The sequence below is a fragment of the Polynucleobacter sp. P1-05-14 genome, assembly GCF_018881675.1.
Taxonomy (GTDB): domain Bacteria; phylum Pseudomonadota; class Gammaproteobacteria; order Burkholderiales; family Burkholderiaceae; genus Polynucleobacter.
The window spans coordinates 520,688-540,939 of record NZ_JACVPV010000029.1 but is presented as its reverse complement, the minus strand read 5'-3'; the positions used below and the strand labels follow the sequence as shown (position 1 = coordinate 540,939).

25 protein-coding genes are annotated in these 20,252 nt (G+C 45.7%); 12 read left to right on the top strand and 13 right to left on the bottom strand.

Annotated features, from left to right (window positions below):
* The first annotated feature begins 21 nt into the window (after positions 1-21).
* From msrP to ICN37_RS11215, 3 genes are read left to right on the top strand one after another with little or no spacing between them, the layout of a single operon-like run.
* A complete protein-coding gene (gene msrP / locus ICN37_RS11225; RefSeq protein WP_216157573.1) occupies positions 22-984 on the top strand; it encodes a protein-methionine-sulfoxide reductase catalytic subunit MsrP in 963 nt (320 codons plus the stop codon).
* 2 nt (positions 985-986) lie between these two features.
* On the top strand, positions 987-1,547 hold the full coding sequence (locus tag ICN37_RS11220; protein ID WP_216157570.1) for a lipocalin family protein: 561 nt from the start codon (positions 987-989) through the stop codon (positions 1,545-1,547).
* 18 nt (positions 1,548-1,565) lie between these two features.
* Positions 1,566-2,489, top strand: coding sequence for an MBL fold metallo-hydrolase (locus tag ICN37_RS11215; protein ID WP_216157568.1), 924 nt, complete (start codon positions 1,566-1,568; stop codon positions 2,487-2,489).
* Between the two features lie 18 nt (positions 2,490-2,507).
* Here the strand turns inward: ICN37_RS11215 and ICN37_RS11210 are convergent, their stop codons facing one another.
* The gene (locus ICN37_RS11210) at positions 2,508-3,305 is read right to left on the bottom strand and encodes a hypothetical protein (RefSeq protein WP_255538522.1); all 798 of its coding nucleotides are present in this window, start codon (positions 3,303-3,305) and stop codon (positions 2,508-2,510) included.
* Positions 3,306-3,361: 56 nt separating this feature from the next.
* Here ICN37_RS11210 and ICN37_RS11205 point away from each other — a divergent pair, with 56 nt between their 5' ends.
* Complete coding sequence (locus ICN37_RS11205) at positions 3,362-4,132, top strand: SDR family oxidoreductase (protein ID WP_216157565.1); 771 nt, start codon at positions 3,362-3,364, stop codon at positions 4,130-4,132.
* Between the two features lie 3 nt (positions 4,133-4,135).
* Here ICN37_RS11205 and ICN37_RS11200 read toward each other — a convergent pair whose 3' ends face one another.
* A complete protein-coding gene (locus ICN37_RS11200) occupies positions 4,136-4,669 on the bottom strand; it encodes a DUF2889 domain-containing protein (protein WP_216157562.1) in 534 nt (177 codons plus the stop codon).
* A 102-nt stretch (positions 4,670-4,771) separates the two neighbouring features.
* Between ICN37_RS11200 and ICN37_RS11195 the strand changes: the two genes are divergently transcribed.
* A complete protein-coding gene (locus tag ICN37_RS11195) occupies positions 4,772-5,497 on the top strand; it encodes a pseudouridine synthase (protein ID WP_216157559.1) in 726 nt (241 codons plus the stop codon).
* A 10-nt stretch (positions 5,498-5,507) separates the two neighbouring features.
* On the top strand, positions 5,508-5,798 hold the full coding sequence (locus ICN37_RS11190; protein WP_216157556.1) for a 4a-hydroxytetrahydrobiopterin dehydratase: 291 nt from the start codon (positions 5,508-5,510) through the stop codon (positions 5,796-5,798).
* Here ICN37_RS11190 and ICN37_RS11185 read toward each other — a convergent pair whose 3' ends face one another.
* The gene (locus ICN37_RS11185; RefSeq protein WP_068322043.1) at positions 5,799-6,014 is read right to left on the bottom strand and encodes a hypothetical protein; all 216 of its coding nucleotides are present in this window, start codon (positions 6,012-6,014) and stop codon (positions 5,799-5,801) included. It abuts the gene before it with no gap.
* Between the two features lie 142 nt (positions 6,015-6,156).
* On the opposite strand from ICN37_RS11185, the gene ICN37_RS11180 reads away from it, so the two are divergent.
* From ICN37_RS11180 to ICN37_RS11620, 4 genes are all read left to right on the top strand, one after another.
* Entirely contained in the window at positions 6,157-6,627 is a 471-nt protein-coding gene (locus tag ICN37_RS11180) for a (2Fe-2S)-binding protein (RefSeq protein ID WP_216157553.1), read from the top strand.
* A 37-nt stretch (positions 6,628-6,664) separates the two neighbouring features.
* A complete protein-coding gene (locus ICN37_RS11175; protein ID WP_216157550.1) occupies positions 6,665-8,896 on the top strand; it encodes a molybdopterin cofactor-binding domain-containing protein in 2,232 nt (743 codons plus the stop codon).
* 76 nt (positions 8,897-8,972) lie between these two features.
* Entirely contained in the window at positions 8,973-9,578 is a 606-nt protein-coding gene (gene msrQ / locus ICN37_RS11170) for a protein-methionine-sulfoxide reductase heme-binding subunit MsrQ (protein WP_216157548.1), read from the top strand.
* A 174-nt stretch (positions 9,579-9,752) separates the two neighbouring features.
* Positions 9,753-9,935 (top strand): hypothetical protein, encoded by a 183-nt coding sequence (locus tag ICN37_RS11620; RefSeq protein WP_255538521.1) that lies wholly within the window; start codon positions 9,753-9,755, stop codon positions 9,933-9,935.
* On the opposite strand, the gene ICN37_RS11160 is transcribed toward ICN37_RS11620, so the two are convergent.
* A complete protein-coding gene (locus ICN37_RS11160) occupies positions 9,932-10,552 on the bottom strand; it encodes an SOS response-associated peptidase (RefSeq protein WP_216157546.1) in 621 nt (206 codons plus the stop codon). The genes ICN37_RS11620 and ICN37_RS11160 overlap by 4 nt on opposite strands.
* A gap of 84 nt (positions 10,553-10,636) precedes the next feature.
* On the opposite strand from ICN37_RS11160, the gene ICN37_RS11155 reads away from it, so the two are divergent.
* Positions 10,637-11,479: a peptidylprolyl isomerase gene (locus tag ICN37_RS11155; protein WP_216157544.1), complete on the top strand. Its 843-nt coding sequence runs from the start codon at positions 10,637-10,639 to the stop codon at positions 11,477-11,479.
* Positions 11,480-11,546: 67 nt separating this feature from the next.
* Here the strand turns inward: ICN37_RS11155 and ICN37_RS11150 are convergent.
* From ICN37_RS11150 to fdxA, 5 genes are all read right to left on the bottom strand, one after another.
* Positions 11,547-12,907, bottom strand: a protein-coding gene (locus ICN37_RS11150; RefSeq protein WP_216157542.1) for an IS3 family transposase whose coding sequence is annotated in 2 segments (ribosomal slippage) — positions 11,547-12,448 and positions 12,448-12,907 — 1,362 coding nt in all. Because the reading frame shifts where the segments join, the coding sequence is not laid out codon by codon here.
* 66 nt (positions 12,908-12,973) lie between these two features.
* Positions 12,974-13,462, bottom strand: a complete 489-nt coding sequence (locus ICN37_RS11145) for a dihydrofolate reductase (RefSeq protein WP_216157540.1) — start codon at positions 13,460-13,462, stop codon at positions 12,974-12,976.
* Between the two features lie 11 nt (positions 13,463-13,473).
* On the bottom strand, positions 13,474-14,268 hold the full coding sequence (locus ICN37_RS11140; protein WP_216157538.1) for a thymidylate synthase: 795 nt from the start codon (positions 14,266-14,268) through the stop codon (positions 13,474-13,476).
* 45 nt (positions 14,269-14,313) lie between these two features.
* Positions 14,314-15,360 (bottom strand): FAD-dependent oxidoreductase, encoded by a 1,047-nt coding sequence (locus ICN37_RS11135; protein ID WP_216157535.1) that lies wholly within the window; start codon positions 15,358-15,360, stop codon positions 14,314-14,316.
* Between the two features lie 20 nt (positions 15,361-15,380).
* On the bottom strand, positions 15,381-15,704 hold the full coding sequence (gene fdxA, locus ICN37_RS11130) for a ferredoxin FdxA (RefSeq protein WP_215322258.1): 324 nt from the start codon (positions 15,702-15,704) through the stop codon (positions 15,381-15,383).
* 118 nt (positions 15,705-15,822) lie between these two features.
* Here fdxA and ICN37_RS11125 point away from each other — a divergent pair, with 118 nt between their 5' ends.
* The gene (locus ICN37_RS11125) at positions 15,823-16,836 is read left to right on the top strand and encodes a D-glycerate dehydrogenase (protein ID WP_216157532.1); all 1,014 of its coding nucleotides are present in this window, start codon (positions 15,823-15,825) and stop codon (positions 16,834-16,836) included.
* Between the two features lie 62 nt (positions 16,837-16,898).
* Here the strand turns inward: ICN37_RS11125 and ICN37_RS11120 are convergent, their stop codons facing one another.
* From ICN37_RS11120 to moaA, 4 genes are read right to left on the bottom strand one after another with little or no spacing between them, the layout of a single operon-like run.
* The gene (locus ICN37_RS11120; RefSeq protein WP_072583151.1) at positions 16,899-17,192 is read right to left on the bottom strand and encodes a hypothetical protein; all 294 of its coding nucleotides are present in this window, start codon (positions 17,190-17,192) and stop codon (positions 16,899-16,901) included.
* Positions 17,193-17,204: 12 nt separating this feature from the next.
* Entirely contained in the window at positions 17,205-18,521 is a 1,317-nt protein-coding gene (glp, locus tag ICN37_RS11115) for a gephyrin-like molybdotransferase Glp (RefSeq protein ID WP_216157529.1), read from the bottom strand.
* Complete coding sequence (gene mobA, locus ICN37_RS11110) at positions 18,518-19,123, bottom strand: molybdenum cofactor guanylyltransferase MobA (protein WP_215321579.1); 606 nt, start codon at positions 19,121-19,123, stop codon at positions 18,518-18,520. The genes glp and mobA overlap by 4 nt, the downstream gene beginning before the upstream one ends.
* Complete coding sequence (moaA, locus tag ICN37_RS11105; protein WP_215321580.1) at positions 19,123-20,238, bottom strand: GTP 3',8-cyclase MoaA; 1,116 nt, start codon at positions 20,236-20,238, stop codon at positions 19,123-19,125. Before moaA ends, mobA begins: the two co-directional genes overlap by 1 nt.
* Between the last annotated feature and the right edge of the window lie 14 nt (positions 20,239-20,252).

The following is a 20,252-nucleotide window of genomic DNA, read 5'->3' as shown; positions in this document are numbered from 1 at the left end:
TTACATTCATGGGAGTGCAACATGCGTTTTACTGATAAGACCATTCTTGCGGGTGATATCACTCCAAAAACCGTATTTGAAAACCGCCGTAATATTATTAAGACTGCTGCTGCAGGGGGTTTCGGAATGGCGCTGGCGCCCTGGTTCTCTAGGGAAGCGCTTGCTGTCAGTCCGGAAAAGTTGGCAGCTACCCTTAATCCCGCCTATGCGAATAAGGATGATTTGACTGCCCTGAAGTACGTCACCAGCTACAACAACTTTTATGAGTTTGGTACTGATAAGGCTGATCCAGCGGCATATGCAGATTCTTTGCAGACAAGACCATGGACTATCTCGATCGAGGGATTGGTCAAAAAGCCAATGACACTTGATATTGATGCCTTTCTCAAGCTGGCTCCAATGGAAGAGCGAATTTATCGGATGCGCTGTGTTGAGGGTTGGTCTATGGTCATCCCTTGGGATGGTTACTCACTTTCTAAGCTCATTAATAAAGTCGAGCCACTGGGATCTGCAAAGTATGTGGAATTTATTTCCTTAGCTGATCGCAAGCAAATGCCGGGCGTGAAGAGCAATATTATTGATTGGCCCTATCGTGAAGGCTTGCGCATGGACGAGGCCATGAATCCATTAACGCTACTGACTTTTGGTCTATATGGCGAAGTCTTGCCAAAACAAAATGGTGCGCCAGTCCGCATAGTGGTGCCCTGGAAATACGGCTTTAAGAGCGCTAAGTCGATTGTCAAGATCCGTTTTACAGAAGAGATGCCTAAGACTAGCTGGAATCAGTTCGATGCACGTGAGTATGGCTTCTATTCCAATGTCAATCCTCAGGTAGATCACCCGCGTTGGAGTCAAGCGGTTGAGCGTCGCATTGGCGACCCTAAGGGCATGTTTGCGCCAAAAGTTAAAACCCAGATGTTTAATGGCTATGGCGACCAAGTAGCTAGCATGTATACGGGCATGGATCTGAAGAAGTACTATTAGTAATGAGCAAAATTTACTCATTACTTTTTAGTGCCTGCATTTTGTTGTTTCACTTTTCTGCTTACGGGCAGGGAAGTGATACACCGGTAAAGACGATTCCCTCTCTAGATGTGCAGCGTTATTTAGGTACTTGGTATGAGATTGCCAAATACCCCAATTGGTTTCAGAGGAAGTGCGTCAGTAATACTAGGGCGGTCTATTCAGCTAGGGCTGATAGCACGCTAAAAGTGCTTAATAGCTGCAAAACGGCTGAAGGCGATTTATCAGAGGCCGAGGGTACGGCAAGGCAGATTGGGGTAAAAGACTCTCCCAGGCTGGAGGTGCGATTTGCACCTGAGTGGCTGGCCTTTATCCCTTTGGTATGGGGCGATTATTGGGTGATTGACCTAGATCCTCAGTATCAAGTGGCTGTCGTGAGTGATCCTCGCCGTGAATATCTTTGGATTCTGTCCAGAACGCCACAGTTAGACAAAAAAGTCTATGAAGACACCTTGGTGCGCATACAAGCGCAGCAGTTTGATGTGCGGAAGCTAGAGTTAACTCCACAATCAACTACCAAGTAAACACAAAGCTCCTAAGTTATGACTGCGCATTTTCTGCCCCCAGGAATTGAAGTCTTTGAAAGAGGCTGGCTCTCCGCCAATAATATTTTTCACTTTGGTGAAAATGATGCTTCCTTAGTGGATTCTGGATATTGTGCTCACCAAGATCTGACTATCGGTTTAGTTCGGAATGCTATGCAAAAGCATCGCCTACTGAAATTAAATAAGATGGTGAATACCCATCTACATTCAGATCACTGTGGCGGCAATGCTGCCTTAGTAGAGTCTTTTCATTGCGAGGTATACATTCCAGCTGCTGAAGCGATAGCAGTTAAAAACTGGGATAGCACTCTATTAAGCTACGACAACTTGGGGCAGGAGTGCCCACAGTTTCCGTATCAGGGTGTATTAGTTCCAGGCGAGGAAATATTGCTAGGAAGATATTTTTGGAAGATATTGGCGGCACCAGGGCATGATCCACACTCTGTCATGCTGTATCAGGCGGATCATCGCATCTTGATTTCAGCAGACGCCCTATGGGAAGAGGGCTTTGGGGTTATTTTCCCAGAGCTCTGGGGTGAGGCGGGTTTTGAGGAGGTAGCACAAACCTTGGATCTAATAGAGGCCTTGCCAGTCAATCTGGTGATTCCTGGGCATGGCGCACCTTTTGTAGATGTTTCTAAATCTCTTGCCGCAGCAAGATCAAGATTGGATTACTTGGCCTCCGATCCAGATCGAAATGCACGCCACGGGGCTAAAGTGTTGCTGAAATATCGCCTCTTAGAATGGCGTAGTCGTGATATCGCTCAAGTGAATGCATGGATTGTGCATACGCCAGCATTAATTAGCGCAGCAAGACAACTCAATATGAGTATGGATGAATTTACGCAGTGGCTACCTAAAGCTTTGGTGAAATCAGGCGCAGCAAAACTAGAGAATGAGATCTTGGTTGATCTTGGTTGATCTTTTTTATCGCTTGCCTTAAAAGCTAAGTGAAATTTTTCCGTATACGGTCCAGTTGTAAAGTTGATAAGTCTGCACAACTTGCTTGGCTCCACCGATGGCGATTAAAAGATTTTTATTAATGCGCTGAGTCACCATAGCATCGATTGGTACAAACCAGCCGCCACCTGCCGAGTTATAAACGGCGCCATTTTCATCCCAGAAGCGGAGCTGAGTGCTGGAGGTCAGATTGAGGCCGACCGTTGGATAAAGCTCGAGGTGATTATCTACGGGGGGTAAACCGGAGGCTGTGGGTGCCTTGCGATTAAAGCCCATCATGTATCTGGCGAGAGGTGAAATATCTGCAAGGATATTTTGGCTGCTACCTACAGGCCTAAAGGAGGTGCTCACCTGAGGTCCTGCTAGCCACTGGCCTGTGCTACCGAGTGGGGCTAATATTCTGGCCCCAATATTTGCAAACCAATCGGCTTGACCACCCCAAATTGTGAGCATTGCATTGTTGGGTGAGTAGGTGCCGGTGGATTGTGCGGCAAGTGTTGGTCCATAGGCGGCCGTATAAGCAGCGTCCAATCTCATGGTTCCATGCCAGCTACCAAGATTTAAGGGGTTGTAATAGCGTAATTTAAGCGTGTCAGCATAGTTATCGGCACCCTGGGCGGCATGATAGCCCCAAAACTCTAGAATGTGATCTTGAGATCTTTCTTGAGATGCATTAACGAGCCCTAAAATAGGTGTGGGAGAGGGTTGCTCCGTGGCGCACGCTAGAGCGGCAGGAATGCATAGCAATGAAAAAGTGAGCGCACGCAGGAATACCATATAGGCATTAATATTAAATTACAAAATACTATTTACTAAAGATTTAAAGAGGAAGCATGGAACACACTGTATTGGTTACTGGCGCTACCGCAGGATTTGGAGAGGCAACTGCCCGACGCTTTTTAGCTCATGGTCACAAAGTGGTTGCGGTTGGCAGGAGGTTGGATCGTTTAGAGGCTCTAAAGAGCTCCTTACCTGCTGAGCAGCAGAAAAAACTTCACACCTTGGTACTGGATGTTTGTGACAGCACTCATGTAGACACTCTGGCCAGTACTTTGCCGGCAGAGTTTTCTAAAGTGACTGTTTTAGTTAACAACGCCGGTCTTGCTTTAGGTCTTGAGCCAGCTTACCAAGCAAAGATTTCCGATTGGGATCAAATGATTGATACCAATATTAAAGGTTTAGTTCACATGACTAGGGCCTTTTTACCTGGAATGGTTGAGCGTAAATGCGGTCACGTTATTAATATAGGATCGGTAGCAGGTCTGTATCCCTACCCCGGCAGTAATGTATATGGTTCTACGAAAGCATTTGTTAAGCAATTTAGTTTAAATTTGCGCGCTGACTTATTGGGAACGCCCTTGCGCGTCACCTGTGTTGAACCAGGCTTAAGTTCGGGTACCGAGTATTCGAATGTTCGCTTTAAGGGTGATGATGAAAAAGCAGATAAAGTCTATGAAGGTGTTCACGCCTTAAGTGCGGATGATATTGCGGAAGCAATTTATTGGACTGCTACTTTACCTGCGCATATGAATATCAATGCCCTTGAAGTGATGCCGGTTCAGCAATCATTTGCTGGCACAACCTTGCATCGAGACGCCCTATAAGGTCTACGGCTTCCAGTGATAAAACTTGGGGTACACGCGCATGACTACGGGGCCATCAAAGTCCCATGACTTGCAGGTGCCCAAGTAAAGCGGTGGCTTATCGCCATTCGGATCAAAGAATGCCCCTGGAATGGATTGATAAGCTGCGGTAGCAAGGTTGAAGAGAAGTTCGCGCAAATGCGTGCAGCCTTTAATTCCACCAAGGTGGTTATCAATCGTTTTTCGCCAGCCCTTACCTAGCCGCTCTCCAATGAGGGAATCCATCGGCGGAATAGCTGCTGTGCATTCTGCATGGGGTTGCCCATCCATGACTGCTTCAATCCCTTTGATGACAAACTCTTTATCAAGCGTGACTCGTACCCACATATCATGAAAGGCTTCGCCCGGCTGCCAGGTTTTTGCACTTGTTTGAAAAGGGTTTGTCTTGAAATCTTTGAGATGACCCTCGATATCCCATAAACCATCTTCCCTTGCATAACCCTGAAAAGTAATTTCTCGGGTATGTAATAGGGAGCGTGGTTTTGGGGTGGATAGCATGGTGATGGGATTATTTAATTGAGGGTTATCTAATGATAATGAATTGCAGCATATGAATACTCAACTCAATGGGGGCCTGCTCTGTAGTATGCTCTGCAGCATATGGCAAAACCTATTTCCCTAGAAAAAATTCTTTTTAGCCAAGGCTTTGGCACCCGTCGCTATTGCAGTGATTTGGTATATGCCGACCTAGTTAAAGTGAACGGCGCGTTGGCTGATGACCCGGAAGAAAGAATTGCCACCGACAATCTGATGCTGAACGTAGAGGGTAAAGACTGGGAGTATCACGAGAAAGCTTATCTTGCTTTTAATAAGCCAGCGAATTACGAGTGCTCGCATAAAACGACACACCATCCCAGTGTTTATAGCTTGCTACCAAGTCCTTTTGTTGAGCGAGGACTCCAATGCGTTGGGCGCCTGGATTATGACACCACCGGATTGCTCTTGATCTCGGATGATGGTCAGTTTATTCATAAGATGACGACCCCAAAGAAAAATATTGGTAAGGTCTATGAAATCACAACACCAGAGCCGATTACGCAAAAACAAATTGATCATTTGATGAGTGGCGTTGTGCTTGATGATGACCCAAAACCTTGCTATGCCACAGCATGCAAGCAAGTATCTGAACATGTCCTAGCAATGACGATAGTTGAAGGGCGCTATCACCAGGTAAAGCGTATGATGGCAGCTGTTGGAAATCATGTCGCCAAACTGCACCGTACTGAAATTGGGGCATACCGAATGCCTACAGATTTGGCAGAAGGTGAATGGCGCTGGCTCTATCCAGAAGACTTAAAGCAGCTCTCGCAAAGTGTTGCTGTTTAAAGGAGATTCTGTGTTGATTGATGGCATCGATTTGAAAAAAAAAATTCCGTTGTGGTCTTTGCAGGCCTGTGGCAAAAAGATATCGAGGGAGTTTACTTTTGTAGACTTCAAAAAAGCTTTTGAATTTATGACGCTCTGTGCGCAGTATACGGAAGAAATTGACCATCATCCAGATTGGTCAAATACTTGGAATAAAGTGACTGTGGAATTGAGTACGCACTCAGTCGGCGCTTTAACTAAACTAGATATTCAGTTGGCAAAGGCAATGGATGCCTTTGCTTCCCAAGTAAATCAACACTAATTAGTGTTCGTCGCCTTCGTGCTCTTCCTCATTCATGCTCATGAGGATGGTAGCTAGCAAGCCATAGACTACTTCGGTGGAGATCATGCCATCTTCATCTAGTTCATCAATTAAGTCGTTCAGACGGTCTTCGGTTGGCTCGTTGAGCAAGGTCATTGCACACTCGCACCCATAGTCAAAATCTTCGTCATTCTGGGTTTGGTTCTCTTCAGTCATATTTATCCTTAATTGAGCTTTCAGGATAGCAAATTACAGCCTAATTCGATAGGGTTTTGCCCTAGACCGAGACATTTATGTGCGAGCGCAAAAAGTTCAGAATGATTTATAGTCTTTTGAAAACAAAACCATAGGAGACAACATGCAATTAGACATTAATGGTCAGGTGCAGAGTATTGATGTAGAGCCAAATATGCCCTTATTGTGGGCTATTCGGGAAGTGGTAGGACTCACTGGTACGAAGTATGGCTGTGGAGTTGCGCAATGCGGAGCCTGTACCGTCTACCTCAATGGTGAGCCAGTACGTTCTTGTTCAATTCCAGTATCTGCCGTTGGTAAAGCCAAAATTACTACCATTGAAGCACTCTCTAAAAACAATACGCATCCAGTACAGCAAGCATGGGTTGCACTCGATGTGCCTCAGTGCGGTTATTGCCAATCAGGCCAAATCATGGCAGCAGCCGCTCTTTTAAAGAGGAATTCAAAGCCTACGGATACAGACATCGATAATGCAATGGGTAATTTATGTCGTTGTGGAACGTACCAAAAAATTCGGGATGGAATTTATGTTGCCTCCGGTCAAAAGAAGTTGGCGGATGTTTTAGCGCAGTAAAACGCCACTCTTGCGACACGTGGTTAAGGAGAAGAACATGACAACACAAAAACAAACTCCTGATTTAGAAAATTCTTCTCGTCGTGATTTCATCATCAAGGGCACTATGCTGGGTGGTGGGCTTATGCTGGGGATAGGCGCTTTACCCGATGCCGCATTCGCTCAGGCTAGCGCGAAATATGACCCGAATACGCCAACTCAAGCAGGTGATGCTGAAGTCAATGCTTGGGTCAGCATTAAGCCAGACGATACTGTCTACATCAGAATTGCTCGATCAGAGATGGGGCAGGGCACTCGTACGGGGCTGGCTCAATTGGTTACTGAGGAGCTCGAGTGCAATTGGAAAAAGGTTAAAACTCAGTCAGCTACGCCAGGACAAAGTTTGGCGCGCAAGCGCGTGTGGGGTGAGCACGGTACTGGTGGTAGCCGTGGCATTCGAATCTCTGAAGATTATGTGCGCCGTGGCGCAGCAGCAGCTCGCATCATGTTGATGCAGGCAGCTGCCAATCAATGGAATGTGCCCGTTGCAGAGTTGACTGTAGATAAGGGTGTGATCACACATAAAGCAACAGGTCGAAAAACGACCTACGGCAAAGTAGCCGAGCTGGCATCTACCTTAACTCCGCCTGATCCCAAGTCGATCACCTTGAGGGACCCTAGGGATTGGAAGGTTGCTGGGCAACCTTATGCGCGTTTAGATACTGCCAATAAGGTTAATGGATCAAAAGTATATGGTGTTGATTTACAGCTTCCAGGCATGCTCTGCGCTTCTGTAAAAGCTTGCCCTGTCTTTGGCGGCAAATTAGTGAGTTATGACGAAGCCAAAATTAAAGAAATGCGCGGTGTGAAGGGTGTAGTCAAGATTGATGACAGTACTGTAGCGGTGGTAGCTGATACCTGGTGGCATGCGAATACAGCACTCAATGCAATGCCCATTGTTTGGGACGAGGGTAAGGCTGCCAACGTCTCACAAGATGGCATTAATAAGATGTTGCGCGATGGTTTGGATGAAGAGGGTGACTTTTGGCAGCGTAAGGAAGGTGACGCACCTGCCGCCATCAATAGCGCTGCTAAGAAAGTAGAAGCCATCTATTACACGCCTTATCGTGCACACGTCACGATGGAGCCTATGAATGCCACCGTCAAAATCACGGGTGACCGTGCAGAAGCATGGGTACCAACTCAAAATGGCGAAGGTTCGCATGCAGCTTTATCTGAAGCTACTGGATTACCACTCGCGAATTGCGAAGTATATAAATTGGATTCTGGTTGTGGCTTGGGTCGTCGTGGATCTACACAAGACTTCACAACCTTTGCCGCCAAAGTGGCGCAAAAGTTTCCAGGGGTGCCGGTCAAAGTAATTTGGAGTCGAGAAGAGGATATGACTCATGATTACTACCATCCGATAGCGATGGCAAAAATGACTGCTGGGCTAGATAGTTTTGGCAATTTGACAGGCATGCATATTAAAGTTGCCGGTCAATCGATTAATGCCACATTGGCGCCACAGGCCATCAAAAATGGAAAAGATGAGCGTCAGCTCCAGGGCTTCTATGAGAAGGGTCCTGATGCGCAGCTTGGCTATACTTTCCCGACACTCTTAACAGAGTATGTAATGAAGAATACCCATGTGCCAGTTGGCCCATGGCGTGGCGTAAACACCAACCAAAACGGCATCTTCATGGAATGTTTTATGGATGAGTGCGCTAAGGCGGCAGGTAAGGATCCTGTGAAATTTAGGCAGGCGCTTATGCAAAGTCATCCAAAGCATTTGGGAGTGCTCAATGCTGCTGCGAAGAAGGCGGATTGGGATAAGCCTTTACCAGCAGGAACCTATCGTGGCGTTGCTCAGTTTATGGGCTATGCCAGCTACTCTGCTTGTGTTGCTGAAGTGACTGTACAGAATAATGTAGTGAAGGTTACGCGCTTGGTATTTGCTTTAAATTCTGGGCATGTCGTTAACCCCTACTTAACTCGAGAGCAAATTGAAGGTTCTGTGGCGATGGCATTGGACGCAATCTTCTTACCAGAGATCTCGGTAGAAAAAGGCCGCATCAAACAGCAGAATCTGGATACCTACCCAATATTGAAGTTATCGGCCACACCAAGAGTTGAAACAGTTTTAGTGCCGAGTTTTGATTTTTGGGGTGGAGTGGGTGAGCCAACGATCTGCGTAGTTGGCCCCGCCGTTGCGAATGCCATTTCTGCTGCGATTGGTAGACCAGTTCGAAACTTCCCGCTGAGCAAGGAAGGTCTGAGTTTGGCTTAGCTTAAGTTTTAATCGTATTGCAATTAATTAAACGACCCCATTGATTCTGAATCAATGGGGTCGTTTAATATGGCTTATGAATTTGATTAAGACATCGGTCTTCTTGCTTTCTTTGCTGCCCTTAGCTCGCTTAGTTTGGCTTGGCGATCACGAAGGTTTGGGTGCTAATCCAATCGAATTCATCACCCGCTCTACTGGTACTTGGGCGTTAGTCTTTTTATGTATTACGTTGGCGATGACCCCCTTACGCTTAATTACGGGCTTGTCTGCTTGGATTAAGTTGCGTCGCATGTTGGGACTCTTTTGTTTCTTCTATGCCTGCATGCACTTTTCGATTTGGTTCTGGTTGGATCAGAATTTAAATATTCAGTCCATGTGGAGTGATGTTGTAAAGCGCCCCTTCATTACGATGGGCTTTCTGACTTTGGTATTGCTTGTCCCATTGGCAGTGACATCAAATCATTGGGCAGTTCGTCAGCTTGGTAGACGTTGGACTTTATTGCACAAGCTTGTGTACTTGATCGCATGCACTGCAATAGTTCACTATTGGTGGCACAAGGCAGGTAAAAATGATTTGGGAACAGTCTCGATTTATGCGGCAGTTATTTTTCTATTGCTGATGTGTCGCATCCCAGCGGTCAGAAAGATCCTCCAGAGTTACCGAAGTAATTCGCTTAGATGAAGTAATGGCTGCTGCCATACAATGAGTCTCATGAATACATTCTTTTCGAAGCTGAGCCCACTCCTGTTGTTGATGAGTGTTTTCGCTTGTTCCCAAACTCCTCCCTTGCCTCCTGGGTCGACCACTTATTCCCCATATACTCCCGGGCAGGTTCAGGAATTTAACCAGCAGCCCATGTCGCCAGTAGAAGGACCATTTGGTCCAGTTGATCCAAGAGCAGAAGATCTTCATATAGCTAAAGAACGCGCAATGGATTCAAAATTTTATAATCAACCAAATGGTGAGGAAGAGGCTGAGTCTATAGAAACCCAATCAGCCGATCCTTATCAAGCCACAAGGCCTGTGATCACTTTCTAGGCTAGCGTTAGCTCAGGAATAGAGTCTATTTGCAATAGCGCTTGTGCTTCCTCTGGAGTGGCATTGAGCCATGCTTTAAAAAGTTCAGGTCGCAAGGGAACCACAGTACGTTTCTCATCCTCAGATTTATGCATACGCTTCATCATTGGGTGATTGCTAGCATCGATAGTGAGCATAGAAAATGAAACGATCAGTTCACCGGTTTCTGGTTCAGTCCAAGTATCCCAGATAGAGGCAATGGCCATTGGTTCGTGATTGGCTTGCTTGATAGCAGTACGGACTGCCTTACCAGATTCATAACAAGGCTCATAAAAAGCATCCGCTAGGGCTAAGGCGTAATGTCGCTTAGCCCAGGCGAATTTATAAGAAGGCTTTTCAGCTACCGTTTCAACTCTCGCGTTATAAGTTTTTCTGCCGAAGGTTTCTTCTTTAGCCCACGATGGCAACAGGCCAAAGCGTGCTAAGCCGATTGCGGTACGGTCGACATTATGACTTTTGAGGATGATGGGCCCTGGATGGGTTGGGAATACATCATGAGCCGTTGATATCGGTAAATCGAGGTCAAAGTGGGTTTTTACCCAATCAATATTTACGGTAGTGAGATATTGAACGCACATAGCGCTATTTTACTGCGCCTTATTGCTCTTGATCCCATACCTACTGGTAGTATTGAGGCTAAATTTTAGAAAGATATCCTCCTTATGAAACCTTTTGTCTCTGCATTGAATCCAATAGTCGTTCGTTTTATCGCCGTAGGCTTTTTGACCAGCGCGCTTGTTGGCAGTGCTTATGCCCAGCAGAGTGGTTTACCCATTAATGCTGCAGCCTCTGTTAATGGAACCATCATTACCAATGATATGGTAGAGCAGGGAATTAAAGTTGCGCTTTCACAAGGGCAAAAGGATTCTCCAGAATTACGTAAAGTAGTTATTGAGAAGTACATTGAGGTGTTGCTACTTTCGCAGCAAGCAGAAAAAGAGGGTTTAGCAAACTCAGAAAAAGCCAATACACAACTGATGATGATTCGTCAAAATTATTTGGCAGATCTAGAGCTATCAACTTATATGGCTAAAAACCCAATCACCGAAGCAGATGTTCAGGCTGAATACAACAAGGAGATTGCCTCCTTGGGCCCTCAGGGCATGATTACCGAATATAAAGTGAGTGATCTTGCAGTAGCTAGCGAAGCCGATGCTCATGCTGCCTTGGCACGTATTAAGAAAGGCGAGCCATTTGATAAGGTTGCCAAGAGTGTTTCATTGGCCCCAAACAAAGTACAGGGTGGTGCAGTGGGCTGGGTTCAGCCTGGTCAAGTGGCTCCACAGTTAGCTTCTGTATTGGCAACCCTTTCTAAGGGCCAGGTTTCACCAGCGCCAATTCAGATGCAGCAAGGTTGGTATTTAATCAAGCTGGAAGATAAGAAATCAAGCAAGCCACCAGCATTCGAGCAAGCTAAGGCAGCTATTCGTGCCGGCATGACACAAAGAAAGCAGTACGAATTCTTGGGCCAGATTGCAAAAGATGCAAAGATTGTGGTTCAGTAAAAGCGGAAATGCTTTAATGTGAAAAAGGACTCCAAGTGAACTGACCCACAAAAGTTGGACAGTTTAATTAGGTTACCAGAAGGGATTGAGTTCGGTAATGAACCGGGCTCAATCCCTTTAGTTTTTGTTTGATCCGATCATGGTTGTAGTAGTGGATGTATTCCTTAAGCTCCGTTTTAAATGATTCGATACTTTCAAACCTCTTCCGATAGAAGAACTCTATTTTCATAATCCCAAACCAGTTTTCCATCACTGCGTTGTCTAAGCAGTTACCTTTTCTAGACATGCTTTGAGTAATGCCTTGTTTCTTTATAGCCTGTTGATAAAACCCCATTTGATATTGCCAGCCCTGATCTGAGTGCAGCATAGGTTTGTCTTTTGGTCCCAGTTGTTTAAATGCGCTTTGGAGCATCTGCATGACGCTGCTAATCTGTGGCCGATCGCTAATCTCATAGGAGACGATCTCTTGGTTATAAAGATCTAAGATCGGCGAGAGGTATACCTTCTCACCCCTGATGTTGAACTCCGTCACATCAGTAACCCACTTCTGATTGGGTTTACTGGCCGCAAAGTTACGCTCTAATAAGTTGGGTGCTACCTTACCAATATCGCCTTTATAGGACTGATAGCGTTTAGGTCTAACAAGGGATTTAAGCCCTAGTTGCCCCATCAGCTTTTGTACGGTCTTGGGATCAAGGTAACGATGTTGGTTGCTCAGCTCTAAATGGACTCGCCGATAGCCATAGCAGCCCTTGTGGCGATGGTAGATTGCGCCAATTTGAGTCTTAGCATCCAGATAGGGGTCGACTTTAGCACTAGCACTTAGCTGGTAGTAGTAGACACTCCTGGCCATATTGGCAATGCCTAGGATAGTTTGCAAAGGGTACTGCTGCCTTAACTCGGTGACGACTTGGACCTGTTCTTGTTTGCCAAGTACTTTTGCTGAGCTAAGGCTTCGAGCTTTTTTAAGTAAGCGTTCTCCACCTCTAAATAGTGCGACTTCAGCAAGAGTTCTTCATGCGTAAGCTGCTCTGAAGGTTTAGCTAGGAGTGCTTGGATCTCACTTCGTTTTGACATGCGTGGCCGTCCCTTGGGTTTAGGTTCTAGGGCTGTAATACCGCCTTCATTGTAGAGGCGTTGCCATACGGAGATAGTGCTGGGAGAGGCGATATTAAAGTGGGCTGCCGCTTGATTAATGGAGAGCTGATCTTGCGCCATTACCTTGAGTACGGCAAGCTTAAAGGCACTGGGGTGATGAGTGTAAGTCTTGGTTAGACTTTTTTGACCATGAGCTTTAAAGGCATGAACCCATGTGCGGACATAGGTAAATTTAACGCCATACCGTTTTGCCGTTGCGGTAAATCCTTCTTTACCTGACAGATAGTGATGAATGACTTCTAGCTTAAAGTCTTTGCTGTATTTGGACATGAGGCTGACCCTTTTGAGTTGGATTTGATGTCCAACTTTTGTGGGTCAGTTCAAAGGAGTCCTTTTCTATTTCCGTTCTAGCGTAATGAAGTTAAAGGTAACATCACCTTCGGATCCAGGGGTGCGCTCTACTTCTTTCCAGTCCGACTTATCGGGAACTTCAAAAAAGGTATCGCCACCCTCAACATCCATATCGATCTCAGTAATGTAGAGTCGATCTGCTTTAGGAAAGGCCTGCGTGAAGAGTTGCTCGCCACCAATGACAAAAACACGTGGGAACTCACTTAAGCTATTCAGGGCCTCATCGAGTGATCCGACTAATTCGCCACCAGTAGCTTCATAATCTGAATTACGGCTTACGATGATATTGCGACGACCGGGAAGTGGACGTCCAATGGACTCCCAAGTTTTACGACCCATGATCACAGGATGTCCCATGGTCACGCGCTTAAAGAACTGTAAATCAGCCGAGATCTTCCATGGCATTTGATTGTCACGGCCAATGACGTGATTACGTGAACGCGCAACGATCATAGAAATAGCAGGTTGAGTCATAAGTACGATTCTTAAATGGCTACAGGAGCTTTAATGTGAGGATGAGATTCATAGCCGATGATTTCGAAGTCTTCAAACTCATAATCAAAGATTGAATCAGGCTTGCGCAAAATATTAAGCTTAGGCAAGGGGAAGAAGTTCCTCGATAACTGAAGTTCCACTTGTTCTAGATGGTTGCTATACAAATGACAGTCGCCACCGGTCCAAACAAAGTCACCCACTTCCAGGTTACATTGTTGCGCCATCATGTGCGTTAGCAATGCATAGCTGGCAATATTAAAGGGCACGCCCAAGAAGATATCCGCACTGCGTTGGTAGAGCTGGCATGACAACTTGCCATCGGCTACATAAAATTGAAAGAAGGCATGACAAGGAGCCAAAGCCATGCGAGGAATATCAGCTACGTTCCAAGCAGAAACAATAATGCGACGCGAGTCTGGATTTTTTTTAATGGTCTCTACTACTTCGGAGATTTGATCGATATGCTGACCATTCGGCGCAGGCCATGAGCGCCACTGATAACCGTAGATAGGACCCAAATCACCATCGGGTGCTGCCCATTCATTCCAGATGGATACGCCGCGCTCTTTCAGCCAGTTATTGTTTGTACTGCCTTTGAGGAACCAGAGTAATTCATAGATGATTGACTTCAAATGAAGCTTCTTGGTGGTCACCATAGGAAAGCCATCTGCCAAGTTAAAGCGCATCTGGTGTCCAAATACGGAGACCGTGCCAGTTCCGGTCCTGTCGGACTTTTGAACCCCCTTGGCGAGGACTTCTTTCATGAGATCGTGATATTGATGCATATAGATTGGCTAAAAGTGGTTATGTATTAACGAATTAAGGATAGCTTACTCGAATGTGGGCGACTTGACTCCCAAGGCCTTGTGAAGCTTGGGGGAGGTTGTTGTGTACTGGAGTTGAATCTGTTTTTCGGGGTTTAGGTATGCTGCAGCAGCAAAGGCGGCAAGAGCTGCTTCATGGAACCCAGACAGAATCAATTTTTTCTTACCAGGGTAGACATTGATGTCACCAACGGCATAAATTCCGGGGATGCTGGTTTGGAAATTTTCTGTATCAACACAGATTTGTTTGCGATCGATATTCAGGCCCCACTCTGCAATCGGACCCAACTTAGGGGAGAGTCCGTAAAACACTAAAAGATCATCGAGTGGAAGCTGTTTTGTCTCACCATCAATATTGGTGAAAGTGATCTCAGAAAGCAGACCATCTTTTGCTTCATAAGCAGTAACTTGTCCAATTAACAATTGCATCTGATTACTGGCGCATAGCTCGCGCATTCTCGCAATCGATTTTGGCGCAGCCTTGAAATCATCACGACGATGGATTAGGGTAACGCTGGCAGCAATTTCGGAAAAATGAATTGCCCAATCTAGGGCTGCATCACCACCACCGCAAATCACAATTCGCTTTCCCGCGAATTGCTCAGGATTTTTAACATGATAGAAAAGTTGTTTCCCTACAAAGGCATTAATACCTTCAAGGTTAATGGTGCGAGGCTGAAAAGCCCCAACACCACCAGCAATAAATACAGATCTACTCAGAAAGTGATTGTCTTGCGAGGTGCTAATTAGAAAGCGGCCATCGGCTTGGGGTTCAAGCGTACTAACCTCTTGACCCAGATGAAATTGAGCCTTAAAGGGTTCAATCTGTTTGAGTAAGTTATTGGTAAGTTCGCGACCAGTACACACTGGAATCGCAGGAATATCGTAGATAGGTTTATCTGGATAAAGCTCGATGCATTGACCGCCTACCTCTGGTAGCGAATCAATCACATGCGCTTTAATTTCTAAGAGGCCTAATTCAAAAACCTGAAAGAGACCCACAGGACCGGCGCCAATGATGACGGCATCGGTTTCTATAGGTTTATTCGACACCAATTTCTTTGGCTAGAAAATTACTTTACTAGCTGATCAAGTTTGTTTTTAACGTCTTTCCATTCTTCAGCATCTGGGAGAGCTGCTTTGGACTTAGTAATCGAAGTCCAAGAAGGGGAAAGTTCAGCGTTGAGTTTGATGAATGACTGTTGATCACCAGGAACATCATCTTCAGCGTAAATAGCGTTAACAGGACACTCTGGAACACAAACTGCGCAATCGATACACTCATCTGGGTCAATCACTAAAAAATTAGGACCTTCACGAAAGCAGTCAACTGGGCAAACATCAACGCAGTCAGTGTATTTGCAACGGATACAGGCTTCGGTAACAACGTAAGTCATGGTGTTTTGTTTCAAGAGCCCCAAAAAGCCGGGTGGTTAGTTATAAAACCTCAATTTTAGCTGAAATAGCCTATTTTTCAGGCGAAAGGGTCTATTTAGTTGAGGTAAAGTTCCCAATATGAATACACAGCACAATAGCCCAGTTAATCAGCAAAAACCCAAGATTTTGGTGGCAAGAGCCATTTTTCCAGAGGCATTAGCCAAATTAGAGGAATCTTTTGAGGTGAGATCCAATCAGGAGGATCGGATTTTTAGCCCTGAAGAGTTGCAAAAAGAACTCTCTGGGGTTGTAGGGGCTTTAGTTGCAGGTAGTGAAAGAATTGATGCAAATGCCTTAATGCATGCCAAGGATCTGAAAGTTGTGGCCAATATTTCTGTGGGATATAACAATTTTGATGTGCCGACCATGACTGCTGCTGGTGTAATTGCAACCAATACGCCAGATGTTTTAACTGATACAACAGCTGACTTTGGTTTTGCTTTATTGATGGCAACCGCAAGGCGTATAACTGAATCTGAGCACTGGGTACGGGCAGGACAGTGGGACAAGTGGTCCATTGTGAATAATCCCCTTGGTATGGATTTGCATCACAGTACAGTAGGCATTATTGGTATGGGCCGAATTGGTCAAGGCATCGCCAAGCGCGCATTGGGTTTTAGGGTGAATGTGATTTATCACAATCGCAGTCATTTATCAGAGGCTGATGAAAGAGCCTGTGGCGCAAAGTATGTTTCTAAAGAAGAATTACTTCGCACCGCTGATCACGTAGTTCTAGTGTTGCCTTATAGCGCCGAGAGTCATCATACGATTGGCGCCAAAGAAATTGCTCTCATGAAACCAACGGCAACCCTGATAAACATTGCTCGTGGTGGCATTGTGGATGATGCAGCTCTGGCTCAAGCCCTAAAGGAAAAAAGAATCTTTGCAGCTGGCTTAGATGTATTCGAAGGCGAGCCCAAAGTGCACCCCGAGCTATTGAAATTGGCTAACGTAGTACTTGCTCCGCACATTGCGAGTGCTACAGAAAAAACACGTAGAGCGATGGTGGATTTGGCGGTAGATAACTTACGTGCAGTGCTTGCAGGAAAAAAACCACCCAGCCTTATTAACGCCGAAGTTTATAAAACTTAGTAAAAATAAAGCCGAGCATTACTCGGCTTTATTTATTGGAGATAACTCCGAATATCCAATGTTTACTCAGCATCAATTTCTTCTGGCAATTCGCGTAACGCTAATTCAATACCGCCGAATTTTCCAGCAACCCAGTTATAGACTTTGCAGGCGATCCACAACAATCCAAACCCGAGCAGGGCATTGAGAATGAGTGCGGATAACACAGTAAATCCTGGGATAGCACCGTCACGAATGAAGGCTACAAACAAAGCCAACAATACGATTGGTACAGAGAAGCAGAGGTAAACCAAAACTAAGGTTTTGGCGGTATGCATTGGGTCTAGAAAGACGAGTTCTTTTTTGCTAAGTTTCATGATGACGCAATCTTAAAGCAGTCCATCAAAAAGCGCTATATCTACCCAGTCTCCAGCGGCAACATTTCCTTGCTCATGACCTAGGATCACAAAGCAGTTGGCCTCACTCATCGAGCGCAAAATTCCAGCACCTTGGCTGTCAGTTAGCCTTACTGCTGGTTTGCCATCGACTCCACATCCTAGAATAGCGCGTTGAAATTCTGTACGACCTGGTTTTTTTCGAATGGGAACTTCGGCAATGGCCTGGGTAAGAGGTGGCTCAGTCTGATTGGCACCATTGAGCTGTAGAAGTGCTGCTCGGACAAATTGATAGAAGGTCACCATGACTGCTACGGGATTACCGGGTAGGCCAAAGAAGAGTGTTTTGCGAGCAGGAGATTTTTCAGCGACTGGTTTGAGAACTCCAAACGCCATAGGGCGTCCTGGGCGCATGGCGATTTTCCAGAAACCGACATCGCCTAACTCTTGCATGATCTGTTTTGTGAAATCTGCTTCACCAACCGAAACGCCCCCAGAAGAAATCAATACATCTGCTTTGCTAGCGGCATCGATAAAGGCTTGCTTCAAAAGGGTGGGATCATCGCGCACAATGCCGCAGTCAATGATCTCTAAATTCAGGCGATTAAGTAAACCAGTAAGGCTGTAGCGATTGCTGTCATATATGCTGCCTGCATCCAATGCTTGGCCTAGCGCACGCAATTCATCACCGGAAGACAGAATAGCTACTTTGAGTTTGCGCTTTACAGGTAAGGAGGCAATGCCAAGTGATGCGGCTAGACCTAGATCAGAAGGGCGCAGTAAGCGGCCGGCAGCAATTGCGGGTTTGTCCTTTTGAAGGTCCTCGCCACGTAGGCGTCTGTTCTCGCCAGGCTTTAATTGATCTTGCTTGAATTCAATTACATTCTCATCTTTGTCACTTGTGAATTCTTGTGGAATGACGGTATCGCAGCCAGTGGGCATTAGTGCGCCCGTCATGATCTTGAGGCATTCCCCAGGACCAATGCTGCCCTCAAAGGGTTTGCCGGCAAGCGCTGTACCAATCACTCTTAAGGTGATGGCCGTGCTGTTGGTGTCGAGACATTTGCCATCAAATGCAAAACCATCCATGGCCGAATTGTCTGCAGCCGGAACATCGATGGGTGAAAGTAAATCGGCTGCCAATATCCGATTAATCGCTTGATCCAATGCAATATTTTCAATATCTGCAGGATCATTAATCGTCTTAGCTTCTTCAATGAGATCTTCTACCAACGCGGCAATTGCCTTGCGTGCGTCATCCACATGTAGTGACGAGGTCAAGAGAATAGGTTGGTTTGGGGAATGACTCATGCTGATACTTCTTCTAGTGACTTTAGCTCATCAGGGGTATTTATATTGGCAAATACCTGTGGATCTTTAAAAACCACAGTGCTATTTCTCAACCCTTTAAACCAGCGATCAATTTTGAGATCCCCTTTTTGGAGAAATTGATTCAATGAATCTTGCAAGTTACTACGCATAAGACAAAAAACAGGCTGTGCCCATACTTTACCATCCGCTTCTTTGGTAGAGGCGTACACCAATTCAAAATCCCCTCGCTCCATCTCGGTAATTAATAACTCTGCGAGATTATTGGGTAGCAAGGGTGAGTCGCAAGGTGAAGTTAGGAGATAAGCCGTCTTGCAGGACTTCAAGCCTACAGAGAAGCCTGCTAACGGCCCTGAAAAATCTGGCGTTTCATCCATGATCACTGGATACCCATAGCTCGCATACTTTGTGATGTTGCGGTTGGCATTAATCACAATGGTTTGTACCTGGGGCTTGAGTTTTACGATAGCTGACTCGATGAGTGGTTTACCGTGAAAAGGGATTAAGCCTTTATCAATGCCACCCATGCGTTGTGCTCTCCCGCCAGCAAGTATGAGTCCAGTAATGTCTTCAGTAGAAATCATTAACCACCAATGTAAGACATTTCAACCTTGCGGTTACCAGATAACAGATTCGCGGTATGCGAACCTCGAATTTCTGAATAGTGATCGTTGCGAGTTGACCAGGTATTCATTACTGCATTAGCGATTTCTAAATCACTCTTGCTGGAGCGTAATAGGGTTTTAAAATCAAAACCTTCATTGGCAAAAAGGCAGAGATACATTTGCCCATCAGTCGAGATGCGCGCTCTAGAGCATTCATGACAGAACGTTTGAGTAACACTGGAGATCACGCCAATCTCGCCAGAGCCATCGACATAGCGCCAACGCTGTGCAACTTCGCCGGTGTAGTTGGCTTCAACAGGCTCCAGAGGAAAGGCTTCATGAATCCTGGCAATGACTTCTTTGGATGGAAGTACCTGCTCCATATTCCAGCCATTAGAGCTACCCACATCCATAAATTCAATAAAACGCAGAATGACACCACTGCCTTTAAAGTGCTTAGCCATTGCAACAATCTCATGATCGTTGGTACCTTTTTTCACCACCATATTGACTTTGATGTTCTGGAAGCCTGCTTCTTGTGCTGCGGCAATTCCATCAAGTACATCGGCGACTGGGAAATCGACATCATTCATTTTCTTGAAGATCGCATCATCCAACCCATCAAGACTTACTGTCAATCTTTGGAGGCCGGCTGCTTTTAGAGCGGTAGCTTTCTTGCGCAAGATGCTGCCGTTAGTCGTTAAGGTTAGATCAAGCGGCTTACCTTCAGTCGTCTGAATTTTTGCCAACATCTCAATCAGCACTTCTAAGTTCTTGCGTAGCAAAGGCTCGCCACCAGTCAGTCTAATTTTTTCAACGCCTAATGTGGCGAAGATAGAAGTGAGGCGAGTGATTTCTTCAAAACTCAGCAATTCTTTATGAGCTAAGTAAGGATAGTTTTGGTCAAACACTTCCTTAGGCATGCAATAGGTACAGCGGAAGTTGCAGCGATCAGTCACTGAGATACGGAGATCTCTTAGGGTGCGTCCCCGAGTGTCTTTCGTATGGCCGTGAGGAGTGACGAGTTCGGCACCAATGGGTGGCGTTAGGCCTTTGCCTTCGTCTATTCGAATGGGGATTACTTTTTCAACCATATACGCAATTATGG

Bases quoted from the DNA above. Each gene is read 5' to 3' on its own strand.
- msrP (WP_216157573.1), top strand. From the start codon at position 22: ATGCGTTTTACTGATAAGACCATTCTTGCGGGTGATATCACTCCAAAA.
- ICN37_RS11220 (WP_216157570.1), top strand. From the start codon at position 987: ATGAGCAAAATTTACTCATTACTTTTTAGTGCCTGCATTTTGTTGTTT.
- ICN37_RS11215 (WP_216157568.1), top strand. From the start codon at position 1,566: ATGACTGCGCATTTTCTGCCCCCAGGAATTGAAGTCTTTGAAAGAGGC.
- ICN37_RS11210 (WP_255538522.1), bottom strand. From the start codon at position 3,305: ATGGTATTCCTGCGTGCGCTCACTTTTTCATTGCTATGCATTCCTGCC.
- ICN37_RS11205 (WP_216157565.1), top strand. From the start codon at position 3,362: ATGGAACACACTGTATTGGTTACTGGCGCTACCGCAGGATTTGGAGAG.
- ICN37_RS11200 (WP_216157562.1), bottom strand. From the start codon at position 4,669: ATGCTATCCACCCCAAAACCACGCTCCCTATTACATACCCGAGAAATT.
- ICN37_RS11195 (WP_216157559.1), top strand. From the start codon at position 4,772: ATGGCAAAACCTATTTCCCTAGAAAAAATTCTTTTTAGCCAAGGCTTT.
- ICN37_RS11185 (WP_068322043.1), bottom strand. From the start codon at position 6,014: ATGACTGAAGAGAACCAAACCCAGAATGACGAAGATTTTGACTATGGG.
- ICN37_RS11180 (WP_216157553.1), top strand. From the start codon at position 6,157: ATGCAATTAGACATTAATGGTCAGGTGCAGAGTATTGATGTAGAGCCA.
- ICN37_RS11175 (WP_216157550.1), top strand. From the start codon at position 6,665: ATGACAACACAAAAACAAACTCCTGATTTAGAAAATTCTTCTCGTCGT.
- msrQ (WP_216157548.1), top strand. From the start codon at position 8,973: ATGAATTTGATTAAGACATCGGTCTTCTTGCTTTCTTTGCTGCCCTTA.
- ICN37_RS11620 (WP_255538521.1), top strand. From the start codon at position 9,753: ATGTCGCCAGTAGAAGGACCATTTGGTCCAGTTGATCCAAGAGCAGAA.
- ICN37_RS11160 (WP_216157546.1), bottom strand. From the start codon at position 10,552: ATGTGCGTTCAATATCTCACTACCGTAAATATTGATTGGGTAAAAACC.
- ICN37_RS11155 (WP_216157544.1), top strand. From the start codon at position 10,637: ATGAAACCTTTTGTCTCTGCATTGAATCCAATAGTCGTTCGTTTTATC.
- ICN37_RS11145 (WP_216157540.1), bottom strand. From the start codon at position 13,462: ATGACTCAACCTGCTATTTCTATGATCGTTGCGCGTTCACGTAATCAC.
- ICN37_RS11140 (WP_216157538.1), bottom strand. From the start codon at position 14,268: ATGCATCAATATCACGATCTCATGAAAGAAGTCCTCGCCAAGGGGGTT.
- fdxA (WP_215322258.1), bottom strand. From the start codon at position 15,704: ATGACTTACGTTGTTACCGAAGCCTGTATCCGTTGCAAATACACTGAC.
- ICN37_RS11125 (WP_216157532.1), top strand. From the start codon at position 15,823: ATGAATACACAGCACAATAGCCCAGTTAATCAGCAAAAACCCAAGATT.
- ICN37_RS11120 (WP_072583151.1), bottom strand. From the start codon at position 17,192: ATGAAACTTAGCAAAAAAGAACTCGTCTTTCTAGACCCAATGCATACC.
- glp (WP_216157529.1), bottom strand. From the start codon at position 18,521: ATGAGTCATTCCCCAAACCAACCTATTCTCTTGACCTCGTCACTACAT.
- mobA (WP_215321579.1), bottom strand. From the start codon at position 19,123: ATGATTTCTACTGAAGACATTACTGGACTCATACTTGCTGGCGGGAGA.
- moaA (WP_215321580.1), bottom strand. From the start codon at position 20,238: ATGGTTGAAAAAGTAATCCCCATTCGAATAGACGAAGGCAAAGGCCTA.